15 protein-coding genes are annotated in these 17,313 nt (G+C 40.8%); 4 read left to right on the top strand and 11 right to left on the bottom strand.

Translation table 11 applies throughout. The features are described 5' to 3' along the window. Nucleotides 1-4: 4 nt before the first annotated feature. Together ACYSNU_RS01055 and ACYSNU_RS01050 are read right to left on the bottom strand one after the other, a co-directional pair. A complete protein-coding gene (locus ACYSNU_RS01055; protein ID WP_461735751.1) occupies nt 5-3,958 on the bottom strand; it encodes a pectate lyase-like adhesive domain-containing protein in 3,954 nt (1,317 codons plus the stop codon). A gap of 34 nt (nt 3,959-3,992) precedes the next feature. After that, nucleotides 3,993-4,757 carry a winged helix-turn-helix domain-containing protein gene (locus ACYSNU_RS01050; RefSeq protein ID WP_461735375.1) on the bottom strand — a complete coding sequence of 255 codons (765 nt, stop codon included), beginning with the start codon at nt 4,755-4,757 and terminating at the stop codon, nt 3,993-3,995. A gap of 1,180 nt (nt 4,758-5,937) precedes the next feature. Between ACYSNU_RS01050 and ACYSNU_RS01045 the strand changes: the two genes are divergently transcribed. Continuing rightward, the gene (locus tag ACYSNU_RS01045; RefSeq protein WP_461735374.1) at nt 5,938-7,464 is read left to right on the top strand and encodes a helix-turn-helix domain-containing protein; all 1,527 of its coding nucleotides are present in this window, start codon (nt 5,938-5,940) and stop codon (nt 7,462-7,464) included. A gap of 102 nt (nt 7,465-7,566) precedes the next feature. Here the strand turns inward: ACYSNU_RS01045 and lepB are convergent, their stop codons facing one another. The 7 genes from lepB to ACYSNU_RS01010 form a co-directional block, all read right to left on the bottom strand. Continuing rightward, on the bottom strand, nt 7,567-8,490 hold the full coding sequence (gene lepB / locus ACYSNU_RS01040; RefSeq protein ID WP_461735373.1) for a signal peptidase I: 924 nt from the start codon (nt 8,488-8,490) through the stop codon (nt 7,567-7,569). 287 nt (nt 8,491-8,777) lie between these two features. Next, the gene (locus tag ACYSNU_RS01035; RefSeq protein ID WP_461735372.1) at nt 8,778-9,389 is read right to left on the bottom strand and encodes a hypothetical protein; all 612 of its coding nucleotides are present in this window, start codon (nt 9,387-9,389) and stop codon (nt 8,778-8,780) included. A 54-nt stretch (nt 9,390-9,443) separates the two neighbouring features. Continuing rightward, nucleotides 9,444-10,184 carry an HAD family hydrolase gene (locus ACYSNU_RS01030; protein ID WP_461735371.1) on the bottom strand — a complete coding sequence of 247 codons (741 nt, stop codon included), beginning with the start codon at nt 10,182-10,184 and terminating at the stop codon, nt 9,444-9,446. A 116-nt stretch (nt 10,185-10,300) separates the two neighbouring features. Continuing rightward, nucleotides 10,301-10,840: a cysteine hydrolase family protein gene (locus ACYSNU_RS01025; RefSeq protein WP_461735370.1), complete on the bottom strand. Its 540-nt coding sequence runs from the start codon at nt 10,838-10,840 to the stop codon at nt 10,301-10,303. A 54-nt stretch (nt 10,841-10,894) separates the two neighbouring features. Then, on the bottom strand, nt 10,895-11,587 hold the full coding sequence (locus tag ACYSNU_RS01020; protein WP_461735369.1) for a 5'-methylthioadenosine/adenosylhomocysteine nucleosidase: 693 nt from the start codon (nt 11,585-11,587) through the stop codon (nt 10,895-10,897). Nucleotides 11,588-11,636: 49 nt separating this feature from the next. Next, complete coding sequence (gene macP / locus ACYSNU_RS01015; RefSeq protein ID WP_265455838.1) at nt 11,637-11,954, bottom strand: cell wall synthase accessory phosphoprotein MacP; 318 nt, start codon at nt 11,952-11,954, stop codon at nt 11,637-11,639. 24 nt (nt 11,955-11,978) lie between these two features. Further along, on the bottom strand, nt 11,979-12,551 hold the full coding sequence (locus ACYSNU_RS01010; RefSeq protein WP_265455839.1) for an NUDIX domain-containing protein: 573 nt from the start codon (nt 12,549-12,551) through the stop codon (nt 11,979-11,981). Between the two features lie 234 nt (nt 12,552-12,785). Here ACYSNU_RS01010 and ACYSNU_RS01005 point away from each other — a divergent pair, with 234 nt between their 5' ends. After that, complete coding sequence (locus tag ACYSNU_RS01005; protein ID WP_461735368.1) at nt 12,786-13,457, top strand: 5-bromo-4-chloroindolyl phosphate hydrolysis family protein; 672 nt, start codon at nt 12,786-12,788, stop codon at nt 13,455-13,457. Between the two features lie 120 nt (nt 13,458-13,577). After that, on the top strand, nt 13,578-14,768 hold the full coding sequence (locus ACYSNU_RS01000; RefSeq protein ID WP_461735367.1) for a toxic anion resistance protein: 1,191 nt from the start codon (nt 13,578-13,580) through the stop codon (nt 14,766-14,768). Between the two features lie 70 nt (nt 14,769-14,838). Here the strand turns inward: ACYSNU_RS01000 and ACYSNU_RS00995 are convergent, their stop codons facing one another. Next, entirely contained in the window at nt 14,839-16,119 is a 1,281-nt protein-coding gene (locus ACYSNU_RS00995; RefSeq protein ID WP_461735366.1) for a hypothetical protein, read from the bottom strand. Beyond that, a complete protein-coding gene (locus ACYSNU_RS00990; protein ID WP_461735365.1) occupies nt 16,120-16,605 on the bottom strand; it encodes an RNA polymerase sigma factor in 486 nt (161 codons plus the stop codon). Between the two features lie 134 nt (nt 16,606-16,739). On the opposite strand from ACYSNU_RS00990, the gene ACYSNU_RS00985 reads away from it, so the two are divergent. Further along, a complete protein-coding gene (locus ACYSNU_RS00985) occupies nt 16,740-17,225 on the top strand; it encodes a cupin domain-containing protein (protein WP_461735364.1) in 486 nt (161 codons plus the stop codon). Nucleotides 17,226-17,313: the final 88 nt, after the last annotated feature.

The raw sequence follows: 17,313 nt of genomic DNA, 5'->3' as shown, positions 1-17,313 counted from the left end.
CCCCTTAATAAGTATCGTTCAAGCCCCATTGAATCGTGCCTTGATAATCACCGGTTGTTGTCGTGCCAGTCGGTAATAATAACCGTAGGCCAATTGCACCACTAGCCGACCAATTAATTGCTGTCGTCACCGGTACAGTACCTTCAGAAGGATTCGTCTGGGTAAAAATCGTCGTATCATTCGTACTGTCAATCGCTATTGGACTGCCAGAAGCCCCTTGATAATATAAAATATTTTTCAAGGTATTGGTGCCATTGGTAAAGTCGCTGGACATTTTAGCGGTGATACTCCAATTGCCACCTTGTGCGGTTGTTCCCGCTGCACGGGTATCGACAATTCCCATATCAAAATCATCCTCTGGTAAAACCGTCTGATCGATAAAGGAGATGCGAGTATCTTCAAATTTCAAAGCAGATGTCACATCACCAAATTTCAAGACTCCTTGGAAAGCAAAAGTCGCTGTTAAATCCGTGAAATTAATTGTCCCCGCCTGCCAATTTTCATCGGCTAACTGATAATAACCGGTGGCAATAATCGCTTGGATAAAACTCACCAAGTCTGCATCGTCGCTAATTGTCAGAGATGTGTCATCCTCTGGTACAGTAGCTGTGTAGGTTGTTGCTTGATTTGGTACCAAGTCTGCATTAATTGTCGCACCCGCTTCATTAACCATCGAAATCACGATGTCTTTGGAATAATTCTTAACCGTTAACGTTGTTGCATAAGTGGTCGTATTTCCGGCAGGATCAGTCAAATTAATTCCGACAGCATATTCGCCTTTTGTTAAGGTGCCTGTCCCATTGGTCAACCAAGTGTATGCATCCGCATTAGTAGTTGCCTGGTCAAAACTAATTGTAATGTCCGTTGGCAAGGTTAAAGTTGGATTCGTATCTGCTATCGAAGCCGAATCGACAAAGGCTGACGCTGCAATAGGCACATCATTGTAAGTAGTTTGCGCTGAAACTGTTCCAGTCGGTGGCGTCTTGTCTAGGACAATTGCCGTGACCTCTTCAGACTTCAAATTACTAAAAGCATAGACATGAATAACATTCTCCGCAGTGAAGGTTTTATCAATGCCCAATGTCGTCAAATCAACAGACCAATCTCCATTTGAGTCAGAAATAGTCGTATAATTTGCTCTAGTTGTAGCTGGCATTGTCGTATCTTCAACCGGTGAAGCAACATTATCAGCAGTCCCATTAGCTTTCGCTGAAGTGGTACCATTTAAGGCTTCTTCCCACACTCTGATATACGTTCCTGGAATTGCATAACCGCTCACCGTATGAGAATCAGCACTGGTCGGATTATCATTTGGTTCATTGTGGATGGCTACGCTAGGATTTAAAATTTGTGTAAATAAGACTCGCTGTTGACCACGGGTTGTAAAATTAGTTTTAAAACTATTTAAGGTTGCCGTTGTCATTGAGTTGGCAGCGGTAATCGTTGGCGTAATTCCCGAATAAGATAAATTCATACTGGACATCGGTTCATAGCCATAGGTGTAGCCGCCATCACCAGTGGTGCCGCTAGCTGTATTGCCACGGGTCCATTGGTAAACATTTTGAACGGAAACGCCTAAATTACCACCGGAATAAATCAAACCATTATTTGTCGCTGTTGCTGATGTCATAGTTGCTGTCCGCTGCAAATTAACTCTTTTAGCATCAGAAAATTGGAAAGTTGAACTAGACCCGCTGAAATACAAGAGACTTTGACTAGTTGAGGTACTATCACTTTTCACATCTAATGAACCATTTTTTCCGATAACGAAGCTAACATTACTCGTGGAATAAATCATATTAGTTGATGAAGCACCCATGCCTGTCCCAGTAACATTTAAAGTCCCATTCACATTGATTGACCCGCCACCCATATAAATCGGGTTGCTGGTATTATTATCGCCGCTGGTCGTATTATTCTGTCGATTTAAATTCACAGTAGCGCCTTCTTGAATATCTATCGAAGCCGTACTAGAATTCATACTGATAATCGCTGTTTGTGATGAGGTCGATGTACTGTTCAAATTGACAGTTGAACCTTCACCAACTGTTAAGCTTCCGCCACGGAAGGCAAAAACTGCACCAGTTCCGTCACCGGAAACTTGGGTACCTTCTCTAACGGCAGTCATTGTGACATTGTTTCCAATCGAAACATTCCCACCAGAATACAAATCAATTACCGGACCGCCTAAAGAAGACAGGTAGACATTGGCATTATCTTCAAACGTTGTCTGCCAAACACCCAGGGTCTGGTTATTTGAATAATCGACACTCCACTGATTGCCGTTGGTTCCTGAGCCGTCTGTCCGCAAAACATTACCGGCTTTACCTAATGGCGTATAAGTAGCCATCTGTTGAATATGGATATCGCCAGCAAAAATTGTTTGCGAATTTTCTGCTTGAATCAATTGAGCACCGTAATGGGTGAAGTTTTCAAACTTTTGCCAAGACTGTCTTTGATAAGTTGCGCTGATATCATTCAAGATAATTGCGCCCCAGTAATTTCCATGATAGAACGTAATATTTCTAAAAGTTTGATACCATAAGGAACCAAAATTTCCGCTACCGTTATTTGTCGTAGCATCACGGAAACAGAGAGTCACGCCCCCAAGATCAAGGGTGTAGCCATTACCTTCCACCACCATCTCTCTGGCTGAACCAGTCAATGTGATATAGGACCATGTCGTTGTTCCAGGCGCATTAGTCCTCGTTGAATCGGCGAAGACTGTTGTCGCTTGGTTATTTACATCCGGTAAAATTAAACCGCTGTATGTGACTGTTCCTCTTGGTAAAACAATATCTGTCACCAAATTAACAGTTGAAACACTTCTATTAGCAAAAGCTAAGTAAAATTCCTGCCAAGTTTTTACATCTTTGACATGGTTATAGCCTGTGCCATAAGTTAATTTGGAATTAGTCAGATAAGAGGCTGTCGTAATCCCTTGTGTACCAGCTGCTGTTAAAACTGGATAGAAAAATGGTGCATAAGGATTGGCTGATTTAACATTGATATTTTGCATCGTAATATTCCAATAACTGGAGGTATTAACAGAAGCATTAGTAAAGCCAATACCTAAATTACCAAAATCAAAAGTATAGCCGCCGCCATCAATGACGACTGTTCTGGAAATTTGCGCTTTTGTTACATAGAGATAGCCATAAGCTGAACTAAGGTCTACAGAAGTTTTATCGAAAACCCCATGAGTATCTGTTATTGTTCCTGAAAGACTGATATTTGCACCTAAAACAATTTGCGATACTGAAGCATCACCAAAGGCTGCTACAAACTCATCCCAAGTTGTGACAGTCGTTGCGCTAGCTAACGCTATTGCGCGAGTCGTTGGAGCTTCAACTGACATAGTTGCTGTTTCATCTTCTGAATCAGTTACCTTCGCCTCACCAACCTCGACAGTCACCGCTTCTGAACTTTCAGTCAAATTAGCATCTTTGACCTGCAGTTGATAGCTGCCAGCTGCCGTAGCTGTTAAACGAATGCCTACTTCTGTTGCTGAGGCGTCAACGGAAATTTTCAGCTCGCGGCTGTTTTCGTCAAAGGAAAATTCTGGCAATGCCCCGGTGTAATCCATTTCAGTCTGCCATTCATTTTGAATGGTTTGATCAAAACTGATCCCCTCTGGTAAAACCATCGTATATTCCCGCTTGATGGAAACCTCGCTTGAGCTGGTTTCTGTTAAAGACTGAGATTGATCAACATATGGAAGGTCGGTATTTTCAGTGGTCACAATCTCACTAATTGACCGCTGATCGCTGATTTTCACTGTAAATTGCTCGTCGGCAGCTAGTTCTTCGGAATCAAATTCAGTCGTTAAAGACAATGACTGCTCTTGGGCAAAAATCCCACTGATTCCAAAGGCTAATTGATAGCCGATGACGGACACAATTGACATCAGTGCCAGCAATTTGACTAACAGAAAAGCTTTCTTATTTTTATTCTTCATTTCATTCACTCTTCCCTCCTTTTAAAACACAGCATTAGGGAAATATTTCCAAATAGTTGCTGCCGCTATTTGGTGCTGCTTGATTGTTTTGGCTTAAATACCCCAACATTTCATCGGAAATCCGATAGCCTTTTTTCCAATGGGTTTCGATGCAGCCACTTGGAAAACCAGCTGCATGAATTTTTAGGCGAATCCGGCTCACTAATTGGGATAGCTGGGCTAAATGTGATTCAGTCGGACCGCTTTGCCATAGACGAGCGGCGACTTCCTTCCGTGTCAGAAACTGACCTTTTTCTTGATACAGCAATTTGAAAAGTTTTCGTTCACGACTAGAAAGACTGTCTTGGATGGCCTCGATTGATGTTTCAAAAGTCGTCCCTTGAGACAAATCATTGCGACCATTAACTCCCGACAGCTCCGGCAAGCAACGCTGTGCCTTTAAGATTTCTGATAAGGCTTCCCGCAATTCCTTTAAAGAACTGTCGGGTTTTAGCCAAGCATCGACGCCTCTTTCCTGCCAATAACGAGTCGTTTCTTCTGAAGGAACCTCAGAATCAATTCTAAAAATTATTTTTTCAGCAACTTCCCGATGAGCCAATGCAGCACTTAATGTTTCATCTGCAATTGATTCACTGAAGAAAACTAAATTGACGAGATTTAAAAAGCGAAAATCATTCTGATAGAGGATTTGATGCAAGATATCGGTCGAACACAGCACCTCGTAACCCAAAGTCGTCAAATTTTCCCGCAATTCTTGGTTGATCATGTAATTTTGCGTCAAAATTATTATTTGTTTCACTCGTTAACGCCACCTGTTCTGTAATTTATTGGTGAGACTGTGACAGTAGTCTGTTAAACAGATAAAATCCCAAACTATCTTGCATACGTCGCTATGGTTCAGGGTTCCATAAGACAGGAAATGCGTGTTTCTGCAATCCAGTCGGTCCTGTTCCCAAAGTGACAATATTTAGTAGTTCTTATTAAATATTGTTCGGAAATTTCGATTCTGTCTTAACTAATGAAATAGCCTCAGAATTTCTATTGTGAGCGTGATGGTTGTGCAAAAGTCATGATAAAAAATATTGAAAAACGGGAAATTAAACAAATAGTTTTCATTAGCTGCTGCCGAAAAAATTTTAGCCAGCAAATTAACGCTCTTTTTGAGGAACACCTCGCTTTTCCTATTTTAAATAGGAGGTTGTGCCCAAAATAATTAAAACAGAAGCAAACTCCTTGAGTAATATGCAGCAAGCAAAGTGGAATACTGCAATTAAAGGACAATAAGTAGTCATATCCTTGAAGTATTCCTATAATCGCAAAGTTTTTTCTGTAAGAATTCTGGTGGCACAGCCGATAATCCAACAACTCCCCTCCTTTCAAGTTAAAAAATAATTATGTAAAATACAGTTTTTTTTAAATTCATTTAATTTCGAAAGTAAATATGCTTTTTTTGAAATTTCATGAAAATAGAAATTAAACTCTTTTTAGCTCCCAAAACTTTGCGGTATTTCTTATTTCGCTCAAAATAAAAAAACTAATATCAGGAAAAAATTGTTAACTTTATGCACAAACTAAAAAATCCCATCCCTTATTTTTTAATTTTATTAACTTCCTCCGTCTATTTTTATTCTAATTGAATTTTTTCTGAATTTTTTTCATAAAAGGGCAGATTAGCTGACCTTAAATGGAAGAAATAAGGTGCCTTACCTAACTTATTATGGAAAGTAGCTGAAAATTTACTAATTATCTATGAGAAATTCTTTAAAAGTGAGGATTTACCATTTTCTTCTGACAAATAATAAGCCGTTACCAACTTTATTTTAAGGAGAGCAGAAAATTGATAAATTTTTTGTCAACTTATAGCCATTGCCCCAATTGAATGGCTAGTTTTTTTATGGAGGGAGGGGTAGACTATCCTACTGAGTACTTTTACTAAAAGCAGTCAGGTAATCAAAAAATTCTTTTTGGGAGGGATTCCAATGGAGTTAACGCAAATTTTAAAGGTGCGTGACTTTGAGTTGATGCGCTTATTGGAATATTTGGAGCAGCAGGATGGTGCTGTGAAGAAAAAGGATGTCTGCGAGGCCCTAGATATTTCAACTAAGAGCTTGCGCAACTTGATTCAGATGATTCAAGAGGATTTCAGCGGTGATATTATCTGTGTCAATCAACTGCAGGAGCTGCAGGTTCTTTATCAGCCGGACTCTTCTTTTCTAGCCTTAAAACAAAAGATTTTCCAACATTCCGTCAGCCATCAAATTCTACTGGCGATGCTGCTGGATCCAAAACTGACGATTGAAAAATTAAATCAGCAGCTTTTTTTAAGCACCTCTAGTATTAACCGGCGCTTAACGAAGCTAAGAGGTTTGTTAGCAGATTATAAATTATCATTAAAGCATTTGAAGATTGTCGGACCGGAGTTACAAATTCGCTTATTCTATCTGGCATATTTTGAAGAGATTTATAGTCCGACAGCCACGATTTTCCCCCATAACCAGCAGGTCGTGAATTTTCGCCAAGGGATTGCCGATTTATATGAGCGTCAGGATAAAATGAAATTAAGCACCTATAATCAATATCGCTTAGAGTTAATTTTATATATTTCCTATTACCGTTCCTTTTTCCAACAAAAGGAAGAACAGGATTATCAAGAGCTGGTCGATTTACCTTATCCTGAGCACTCGCCTTATTTACGGAAAATCTTATTGGCAAATAAGGATAAGTTTCCGGCAAAATTGATGACCCAGCACGAATTGGGCTTGTTGCTGCAGTTTGCCTTTTGTCTGCCGCTCGTTTCCCATGATGGTCGCTTATATCAAAAATTTGTTCGTCATCAATCCCACAAGGACACCTTGCTTTATCAGGTCTACCAATATTCTTTAAAGATATTGGCGCCGCTTTTTCAAACGGTGACAGATATTGATTACCGCAAACGGCTCCACAACATGCTCTTTAGCATTCTTAATACGGGGCTTTTATTTTCCAGTAAACTGACGGTGCAAAATAATATCGAAGGCACCTTAGAGGACATCCGAGATAATGGCGCTTTGCCGCTGATGAAATTTTTAACTGTGAGTATTCATCAAATTAACCAATTTGTTGCCAGCAAAGGACTCCATCCGATTAATTTACTGTATTTACGGGAAAAATTAGGGATTTTAATTTTCCAAGCGGATATGTATACCAATACTCAAATTAAGGTGGGTTTGTTCTTCGGTAGAGATATATATTACGCTCAAGTCAGCTTTGACTTTTTGAAGAGTCGGCTGAAAATTAATCCGGGGCTGCAGTTTTATAATCTGCTGCAGGAGGAACATGCCTGTGATTATCTGGTTACAAATGATGCCCTTTTTGCAGAGGAAAATCGCCATAAATTTAAAGATTGCTTTATCATTGACATTCAAAACACCATGCCAGATACTGAAAAAATCTGCGAATGGCTCTATGAAATCTTGATTGAAGAGCATAATAAGCGCTATTTAGCATTAGGCTATGGCGAGATGTAAATTTGGACAAAAAAATAAGACTGAGATTCAAATACGAAGCAGAAAAGTCCTCAGCAGGAAACTTGTTGAGGACTTTTCTGAAGTATAGAATCTCAGTCTTTTTTATTCGATTTTCCCAAAGCGGTCAAAGGGGAATAAAATCCATTCGACTTTGCCGACGATGTTGTCAGCAGGAACTAGACCAAATTGGCGGCTGTCGACAGCCATCGTGCGGTTGTCCCCTAAAACTAAATAGTAATCGGCTGGAATAATCTCAGCGGCATTGCTATTGGCTAAGCTTGGTGTCGCTTCAATAATCTCGCTCATGGTGAAATTATTTTCCGGTGCCAGATAAAAACTACTGTTCACGCCTTCGTAGAAATCCTCTGTTACCCACTGATTGTCAACGTAGAGCCGACCATTTTCGTAGCGGACGGTTTCTCCCGGCAGCCCAATCACCCGCTTCATGCCAATCTGCGAGGTATCTTCTGGACTTTGCAGAAGGACAATATCAAAGCGCTCTAAACCTAAGCTGTTGGTTTCGTCCGTTTCATCGGCGGTCAATTTGCGGTAGATAATCGACTCTTGATTGTTCAAGGTCGGATTCATATCGTCACCGGCGATTTCCCCCCGGCCAAAGAAAATCATAAAGATAATCGAACCGGCAATCAAAACCAAAAAGAACAGGGTAGAAAAAATCGATAAGATAATTTTCCACCAGCTGCGACGTTTTTTCCGGGGAGCTGGGCGCCGTTTGTTAGTTTTTCTTGGCTTTTTCTTAATATTTTGTTCTCTAGCTGAATTTTTAGCGTTTGATTTTTTAGTTTTTTTTGAAGACTGCGTTTCAACAGCAGTCGAAGTTGGCCGTTTTTTTGATTTAGCCGTTGCCGGTCTGCCTGATTGGCTGCTGGTTTGCTTTCCAGAACTTTTTTTTGAACTCGGTTTTTTCTTTTTTGAAGCAGTTGGCTTTTGGCCCGCTTTTTTTTCTCTTGGCTCAGCCGTGTTAGCAGCTGGGCGCTTTTTTTTCGATGATTGATTTTCAGACATCCATTTGCCGCCTTTTCTATCTGCATAGATTTATTCTTACTCTCATTATGCCCTAGATGAAGGAAAAATGGCAAGTCCACCTTAATCTTCAAAAAGGCTGCCATTGCTGAAATCTTCAATCAATCAGCAGGCTTGTACCAAAAAAATTTTCATATTGCTACTTTTTGAAAATTGACGATAAGAATTTAAAGACTTAACGAATAAAATAGCGGCCTCAAAAGTTAGTGAAGTTGTCTAACTTTTGAGGCCGCTATAAATTTATTTTGACTTTCTTACCAAAAAGCTACCTAGTCCTTCAGCATTGCTTCATACTGATAAGGCTGCAGGTTTAAGCTTTTTTTGAATTGTTCAGTCAGCTGTTTGAAATTTTGATAGAGCTGTTTTTCAAGGGCTGTTTCTTGAATTTCAGTGTGAATCTTTGCTAATAATTCTTGCCGTTGGCTGACGCGGGATAAAACATGTATCACCATCAAATTAGCTGCATATTCACTTAAATAATTATCATATAACAACACTTGAATCGGTAAACCTTGTTTGACCACTTCACCAAGGGTTTGTTTCATGCCAGCTAAAACTGGCGCTGTCGCTTTTTCATCCACGGTAAAATGATCCAATTCCTCTAGCAAAAATTGTTCGCTGACCTCATCATATTGACCATCTTTTATTCGTTGCACAAAACGGTTAATTAAAATCACGCCGCCATTCATGACGCTCAAGAGTTCTTTACTGACATAGTCCAGCTGCGCTTCGGCACTTGGATATTTTTCAGGAATTGCCTCTGTATCTTTAGCAATCGCCTGAGCTAAAGGCTGCATAATTTCCGGGCGGGTATAGATTTCTTCTGCATATTGGGTGGCTAAATTTTCGCCAATTACTTCTAATTCATCAACTGCGTTCATCTTCTGAACCCCTTTCATTTCGCTAATTATAAGTTACTTTGGCATTTTTTACGACTATTTGTACTTTGTAGTCTCTACCGCTAATAATTCTTTGATGAGGGGCAGTAAGTCTGCGACATCTGTCACAGTAAAATCAGCTGAAATCTTTTGGGTTGCCGGTTGCCGCCGGCGGTGATTGAGCCAAATCACCCGCCAGCCAGCAGCCTTAGCGCCGATGACATCATTGTCAAATGAATCACCGATGTAAATCGTTTCTGCGGCCCGAATGTTTAGCTTCGCTTCGGCGTATTTGAAAATTCGCCGGTCAGGCTTGGCCAGTTTGACTTCACCGGAAATGAAACAGTTTTTTGCTGGGATATAGCGGGCCAGTTGCAGCTGTTTTATTTTAGCCTGTTGCCGCTCACTGGGGCCATTGGTAATTACCCCCATAGTCAGCTGCCGATCTTTTCCCAATTGTAAAACTTGGCGAATTGTCGGTGATAATTGGATATGCTGTAAAAATTGGCTGTAGCTTTGCTCAAAGGCCAGCGCCTGCTTTTCAGAAATCGGCTGTTGAATGGCAGCCATTGTTTCTGTGATGCGATAGACCCGCATCTCCCAGAGACCCAATCGCCCTTTTTCAAAGTCTTCAAAGACGACATCACTAAAATGTCGATGCAGTTTATACAATTCTTCTAAACTGGCATTATCCGTTTGCGCTGCCAACGCTGAAAAATTTTTCTCAAAGGCCAAACGAAAAGGGTCCAGCTGGTCGTAGGCCGTGTCATCAATATCAAAAACTAAATTTAAACTCATCTAAACATCCTTCTGCTGTGAAATAGGCAGAGACTGCCCCATTTTTAATAGCACCACAATTCTTTTTTCTTTTGCGGGAGCTATTATTTATGCTGCAGTCTCTATTTTTATTTTTATTAAACTAAGTCTGCTCCAAGCGTTCCTTCGAAATGTCTCAACGCCCACTCGTGACCAACTGGATCGAAACTGGCCACGGCATTTTGATGAATTACAATCCGATAGCCTAGATTATAGGCATCGACTGCCGTATGGAGCACGCAAATATCTGTGCAAACACCAACTAGATGCAACTCAGTAATTCCCCGCTCCCGCAGGCGAATATCCAAGTCGGTTCCGCTAAAAGCCGAGTAGTGACGCTTGTCGGTCCAATAAATTTTGTCTTGCTGCTCATTGTAAACCTCCTGCAAACGACCGAACAGTTCCCGCCCCTTGGTACCAGCTAGGTTATGGGGTGGAAATAATTTCATCTCAGGATGGTAGGAATCACCAATATCATGTCGGTCGACCGCCATCACCACAAAATCACCTTGAGCGATAAAATCTTCGGTTACTTTAACAAGTGCCGGTTCTATCGCTTGGCCCGCCGCTCCGGTGGTCAAAGCGCCATCGTCGGCGACAAAATCATAGGTGTAATCAATGACTACTAAGCCCTTCATAAAAAATCCTCCTATTATAAGTCTATTAAATTTTAAACAATCAAATGAATGCTTTTAGACAATCGTGTGGACAAATTTTAAGACCATTTCCGCCGAGCGCTTGCCAGCCTCTAAAATAAATTCATCAAAGCTTTGCGTGGCTGCTTGGTCGGCCGTATCGGAAATCGCCCGCAGTACCAGAAAAGGAATCTTAAATTGAGCGGCCGCTTGAGCAATCGCCGCCCCCTCCATCTCGCAGGCTAGCGCATCGGGAAAGTCAGCTAAAATCTGTTTAATTTTAGCAGTATCATCGATAAAACTATCGCCTGTCACAATCAGACCGGTTTTGACAGTTAGCTGAGTCGCATTGGCAGCCTTCGTCATTTCTTCTATTAAATACTTGCTGGCCTCATAATATAAAGGCATCCCCGGCAGCTGTCCTTTTTGATAACCAAAGCCGGTGACATCAACATCATAATAGGCAACTTTATCTGAAATCACTAAGTCGCCAACGGCAAGACCTTGGCCGATGCCACCGGCCGAACCGGAATTAATCACCATATTGACGCCGTATTGCTGAATTAATAAAACGGTGGTGACCGCCGCCAGCACCTTGCCGATGCCTGAGCGGACAACAATCACTTCATGTTGACCAATTGAACCGGAAATAAACAAGGCTCCGCCTCTTTCCCATGAAATTGGCCGTTCAATATTTTCTCGCAATGCTTTAATTTCTTCTTCCATCGCACAAATAATTCCTATTTTCATCATGAATCTCCTATCTTGTATAAGTCGTTTTTTCAGCTAAACAGTCAACCTAAACCAAAAAGACAAAGGCCATAACAATCACTAATAAAATAAAGACGATGACAATCGCTTTATTTAAAAAATGATTGCGTTCACGGGACTTGGCTTTCTCGCCGCTGCGGGTTTTCGTGATGGGTTGATTTTTTTTGCTTTCCTTGCGGTAAAACTTTTTAATCTGCTTTTCTTCCCGCTGATATTCTTTAGCCGCCGTTTTGCGAACCTGCTGCTGCTGCTGTTGCGCGGCCTGCTGACGTGCTTCGGCCGCCTGTTGTTCTAACTCCCGCCGCTTGCGCAGTTCACTGCGGGTAATAAGTGGTTCTTTGGCCACAGCCAGACCTCCTTCATTGATAGTTTAAGCGTGCTGCTTTTTTAGTAATTGTAATTCGTAATAAGTGACCGCGTAAATCGTTTTGGCGTCATAAATTGCGCCGCTTTTTACAGCGGCTTTTAACTCTGCTAGCGTCATCGCCACTAATTCAATCACTTCATCTTCATCTTGGGGGAGCGGATTTTCTACTTTAACTAAGTCTTCTGCTAAATAGATATGTAAGACTTCGTTAGCAAAGCCTGGCGACAAAGCCATTTCCGCTAACTTTTGCCAACTGTGGGCCCGAAATCCCGTCTCCTCTTCCAATTCTCTTTTCGCCGTTTCATCGGGATGACGGCCTTCATCTTTCTCAATTTTTCCAGCTGGAATTTCCAGCATAATCCGTTCTAAGGGCTTACGGAACTGGCGCACTAAGAGCATGCGACCGTCTTCTAAAATGGGAATCACAGCAACACCGCCGGGATGGAACACCAGCTCCCGCTTTGCTGTATCGCCATTGGGTACTTTGACTGTATCTAAGTATAAATCAATAATCGCTCCGTGATAAATTTCTTTTCGCTCCAGCGTCTTTTCTTCAAAATCCTGATAGTTTAACACAAGCTGTCACCTGTCCTTTTCAAATCTTTTCTCATTGACCATAGTTTACCACAGAAAATTGTTATAAATTTCCTAAATCCCAAAAATCAACCTTTAGACTGATACTATTTCTTAAGCTATCTATGCTAAAATATAATCATTAAAGGGAATCATTGCCATGACTTTTTCATGACAATTACGTGAAATAAAAGTAGTTTTACGATTCCCACAGGCAGAATAAAGGAGGGGATTCTATTGAAAAAATTTGGAACTTTCAGGCTCATTCTAATATTAATCGTCTTTGTGCCACTAGTGGCTATCTTTCAAGATGAATTGTTTGGCCTCATCTTTTCCGGCGTCATCATCTTAGCTGTTTTATACTGGATTGGGACTCGGCTTGGCAATAAAGGAAAACGAAAACCAGAGGAAATGCCAATCATGACCAAGGAAAAAGAAGATCGCTATGAACAATTAGGCATGACCCCTAGCGAAATCGAATTGTTCCGGTCAACGATGAACGTTGCCAAAGGACAAATTGATCGGGTTCAAAGAAACACCGCCCAGTCGTCGAAATTAAAAGCCATTGATTTGCGTCATGATACGGTTAAAGCCGCCAAAGCTTTATTTAAAGAATTGGTGAAGGAACCAACACGCCTGCATGATGCCAGTCATTTCCTTTATACCCATTTGCCGAATATGGCAGATTTGACTGACAAGTATTTGGAAATCAATCAGCATGAAGTCAAAAGTAAAGAGGCCTTTGCAAAACTTGAAGAAAGTGCCCAAGTGATTGATCAACTGTCGCTTTTAATCGTCCAAGACTATCAACAATTTGTCGCTGATGATTTAGAAGAGCTAGATGTTGAAATTTCCATTGCAAAACAAAGTCTAAACAGGGATAATAAGTTGAAGAGCGAGTTAAAGTAGACCTGCTGAAATAATTAAGCTAGCTTTTCGGAGCTAGCTTTTTCTTTCAATCAGGCTTGATTTTCAAAAGCAACCTGCACCAACTTAAATATAAATTGAAGAAACACGGAGGAAAATGATATGGCAGATGACAAGTTACCAACTTCGCAACCGACAAATACCTTAGAGGATTTATTAAACAATCCTTTTTCAGCGCCGGTGGTCAATGAATTGACCGACCACCAAAAACAGGAGATCAACATGCTGCAGGAGCAAAAAATTGCTCCCCGCTTAATTGATAAATTATCACCGGAGTATCAGCATCAGGCCCAAGAATTAGCCAATAAAATTGATGTCAATGATTCACAGGCGGTCATCACTTATGGCTCAGCAGCGCAAACCAAATTAGGCGAGTTTTCTGAATCGATGCTCAACCACGTGCAAGCCAATGATATTGGCCCCGTTGGCGATTCCTTAACTGAGTTAATGTACCGCTTAAACGAAGCCAATCCAGATGAATTACGGGCTGGCGAAGGCAACTTTTTCCAAAAAATGTTTGGTAAGGTGAAGCAATCGATTTATGAAGTGACCGCCAAATACCAAAAAATTGGCGCCCAAATTGATAAGATTGCCGTCAAACTAAACAAAGAAAAAGATGGCTTAATCAAAGATAATCTGATGTTAGAACAGCTTTATACTAAAAACAAAGATTATTTTGATGCCTTGAACATCTATATTGCTGCTGGCGAATTGAAGATGGAGGAATTGCAGACCAAAACAATTCCTGAAGCGATGACCAAAGCCAATGAAACCGGCGACCAGATGGACGTCCAAATCGCCAATGACTACAGTCAGTTTTTAGACCGCTTAGACAAGCGGACCCATGACTTGCGAATTGCTCGGGAAATTACCATCCAACAGGCACCACAAATTCGCCTGATCCAAAATACCAATCAGGCATTGGCGGAAAAAATCCAAGCTTCGATTAATACGGCAATTCCTTTATGGAAAAACCAAGTGGTCATTGCTCTGACCCTCTTGCGTCAAAAAGATGCGGTTACAGCGCAACGTCAAGTCTCTGAAACGACCAACGAACTCTTGAAGAAAAATTCAGAGATGCTGAAAATTTCCGCTATCGAAACCGCCAAAGAAAACGAGCGAGGCATCGTCGATATCGAAACACTGCAAAAAACCCAAAACGATTTGGTGGAAACCATCCAAGAAACCTTGCGTATCCAACAAGAAGGCAAGCTGAAACGCCGCAATGCCGAAACCGAACTCGTTCAAATGGAAGAAGATTTGAAACAAAAATTAATGGAATTAACACAGTAAGACATAAAATCCCCCGCAAGTTCATTGAAGAGCTTGCGGGGGATTTTTAATTTTGTCCCTATATATAATCTTAATAGCGGAACATTAAAACATCCACTAAATTCGCTGTATAGAAATTATCACCATTGACAAAGTCGGCATACAAATCCTTTGGCAAAGCAATCAACAGACTATCAAATTTCAAATCACCTGTTTCAACCGCTTCAATCAAGTTATCATAATAAGCCTTATCACTGGCTGCTTGGTCGAAATCTTCTCCATATAACTCTTCATAGAAATCCGAAGCTGGATAGCGATAAGTATCCAGACTGTCCTCTTGATGATCGACTAAATACTGCAGATTTGAACTGAGATATTGTCGCAATTCTTCTTCCGTTTGATGTGCGCCAAACTCTCCATTCAGCCGAAATAATTTAGGATAGTCCTCCTCCAGCTTATTTTGATATTCCGAATCGTAAATTTGACTTTGAACATAGAGGTTCCCCACAGTCTCGACTGTTGACTGAGGTCGGCCAAAACGGACACCAACGTGAAAAGAAGACGGCATATATTCACCACTATTAACACTAGGCTCGACAATCTTGCCGGAATAAAACGTAATTTCCGGGTGGTTGTTAATCAATTCTGAAACTGCTGCCCAGCTTTGAGCCTTTGGTCTGACTTCTAATTTGACCCAAGCTGAATCAGGCAAGTCCGCAATTCTTGAAGCCAAATCATCTGCGCCGGAAAATTCAGTGTCTCCTGTCAAATTTACCTCGGCTAAAACACCACCGTAATAATTAGCATCACTACTGCCGTAATTTGTTTCATCCTGTAATTGATTACGGTTCAAAGTATACATTCTAGGAAAATAAGACTGAGTAAAGTCGTCGATAAAACTTTGTGAAATTTGATAAGTCCCCGCTCCACTATGAAAAGCATATGTCGACACTAACCGATTTTCAGAAACATTCACTTGATTTAAGACCCGCTGATACACTTCAAAATCGCTCGGCTGATAACGCTCATAAGAAGAGCCTTCAACTTGCCCTTCAGCCGGATTATAATAATAGCTATCAATCGCTTTTGGGACTAAATACACGCCACCACCAACTATCAGCGAAACCACAACGATGACCAGTGCCACCATCTTGAGATAACGGCGGCGAATTTTTTTCTTGACATCTTTTTCCTGTTGAGCCTGCTCCTGTTGATTTTTTTCGTAGTCTTCTAGGGCCGCCAGTTCCTCTTTTTCTAGCAAATCATCAAAAAGACTGGCAGCATCCGCCATTTCCTGTTCAAACGCTTGGGCTTCTTCTGGTGACATTTGATAATTCCGATATTTTTCTAAACGCTCCCGATAATCTTTCATTTATAATCGCTCCTTTAACTGTTTTCTCCCACGATGCAACAAGACTTTGACATTATTTGGCTTGAGCTGCAAAAATTCAGCGATCGTCTGAATCGGCATCTCCAAAAAGTAATAAGCCAACAAAATTTCTTGATAAGGGTTTTTTAACTGCTGAATTTTTTGAAAAAGGGCTTCCCGTTCATTAGACTGAATAAATTCCTCCAAGAGGTCAGCTGTGGTTCCTTTATATTCCTTTTTTAAATACTTAACTAATTTTTTCTTGTTTTTTTCCTTACGCTGGCCGTCATAAAAATAGTTGCGCATCACTCGAAACAGCCAGCCGCGATAATTATCACTGCTTAAGGAATCATAAATCAATAGGAAGCGGTAAAAAGCTTCCTGCACTAAATCCTCCGCTTCAAAGCGGGAATGTGTCAATGAAATCCCATAAAGCAGCAGAGCCGGATACTCTTTTTCAAAGAGCTCCTCAATCCACTTTTCACCCATTTACTCCCCCCTTATCCCTTGATTTCCCCTTTTCACAGTAACAACGTTTGAGTTGCCAGATGGTTACAAATTTTTGCGATTATTTTAAAAAAATCTGTACATGGTATAATTATAGCGAATATGGGAGGGCAAACATGAATTTTTCAGCAGATTATCAAAAAAGCTCTACAGCCATTACTGTTCAAAAAGAAAATGGCACGCTAGTAGACTACTATTTACGGCAAAATTTTGAAGTCCATTTTAATACTTTGCCAAAAAAGTTGACCCAAGAATGGCACGCTCATCAATATTTACAGGAAATTATTTTCGTCTTAACAGGTGGTTTAGCTGTTGAAATTTTTGAAAGCAATCAGACGATAAAAAGGATTGAACTAGCCCCTCATGATTTAATTACGATGAATAACAGCTTGCATCGAGTGATAAATCCCTTCGAGGAGGCTTGCCAGTTTATTGTCTTTCGTTTTATTCCCAAGCCGGCTGACTACGGCAGAGATATTACCAAAGATAAGCTGTGGTTTTCTGATGAGGAAATCGCCAAACTAAGTCAGCCCAGCTTTAAGCTTGCAAACCTTCAAGAATCCGAAAAGAAGCACTATCTGAAAACTCTTTTTCAAAACTAAAAAACTCAAAAATCAATTGGTCTGTCTGAATCCCAAAAGTTAGCTTTTGGGTCGCTTCATCAATACAGCCTTTGATTTTTGAGTTTTG

It is taken from the genome of Enterococcus sp. LJL120 (assembly GCF_054871765.1).
This window is presented reverse-complemented; position numbering and strand designations above follow the sequence as displayed.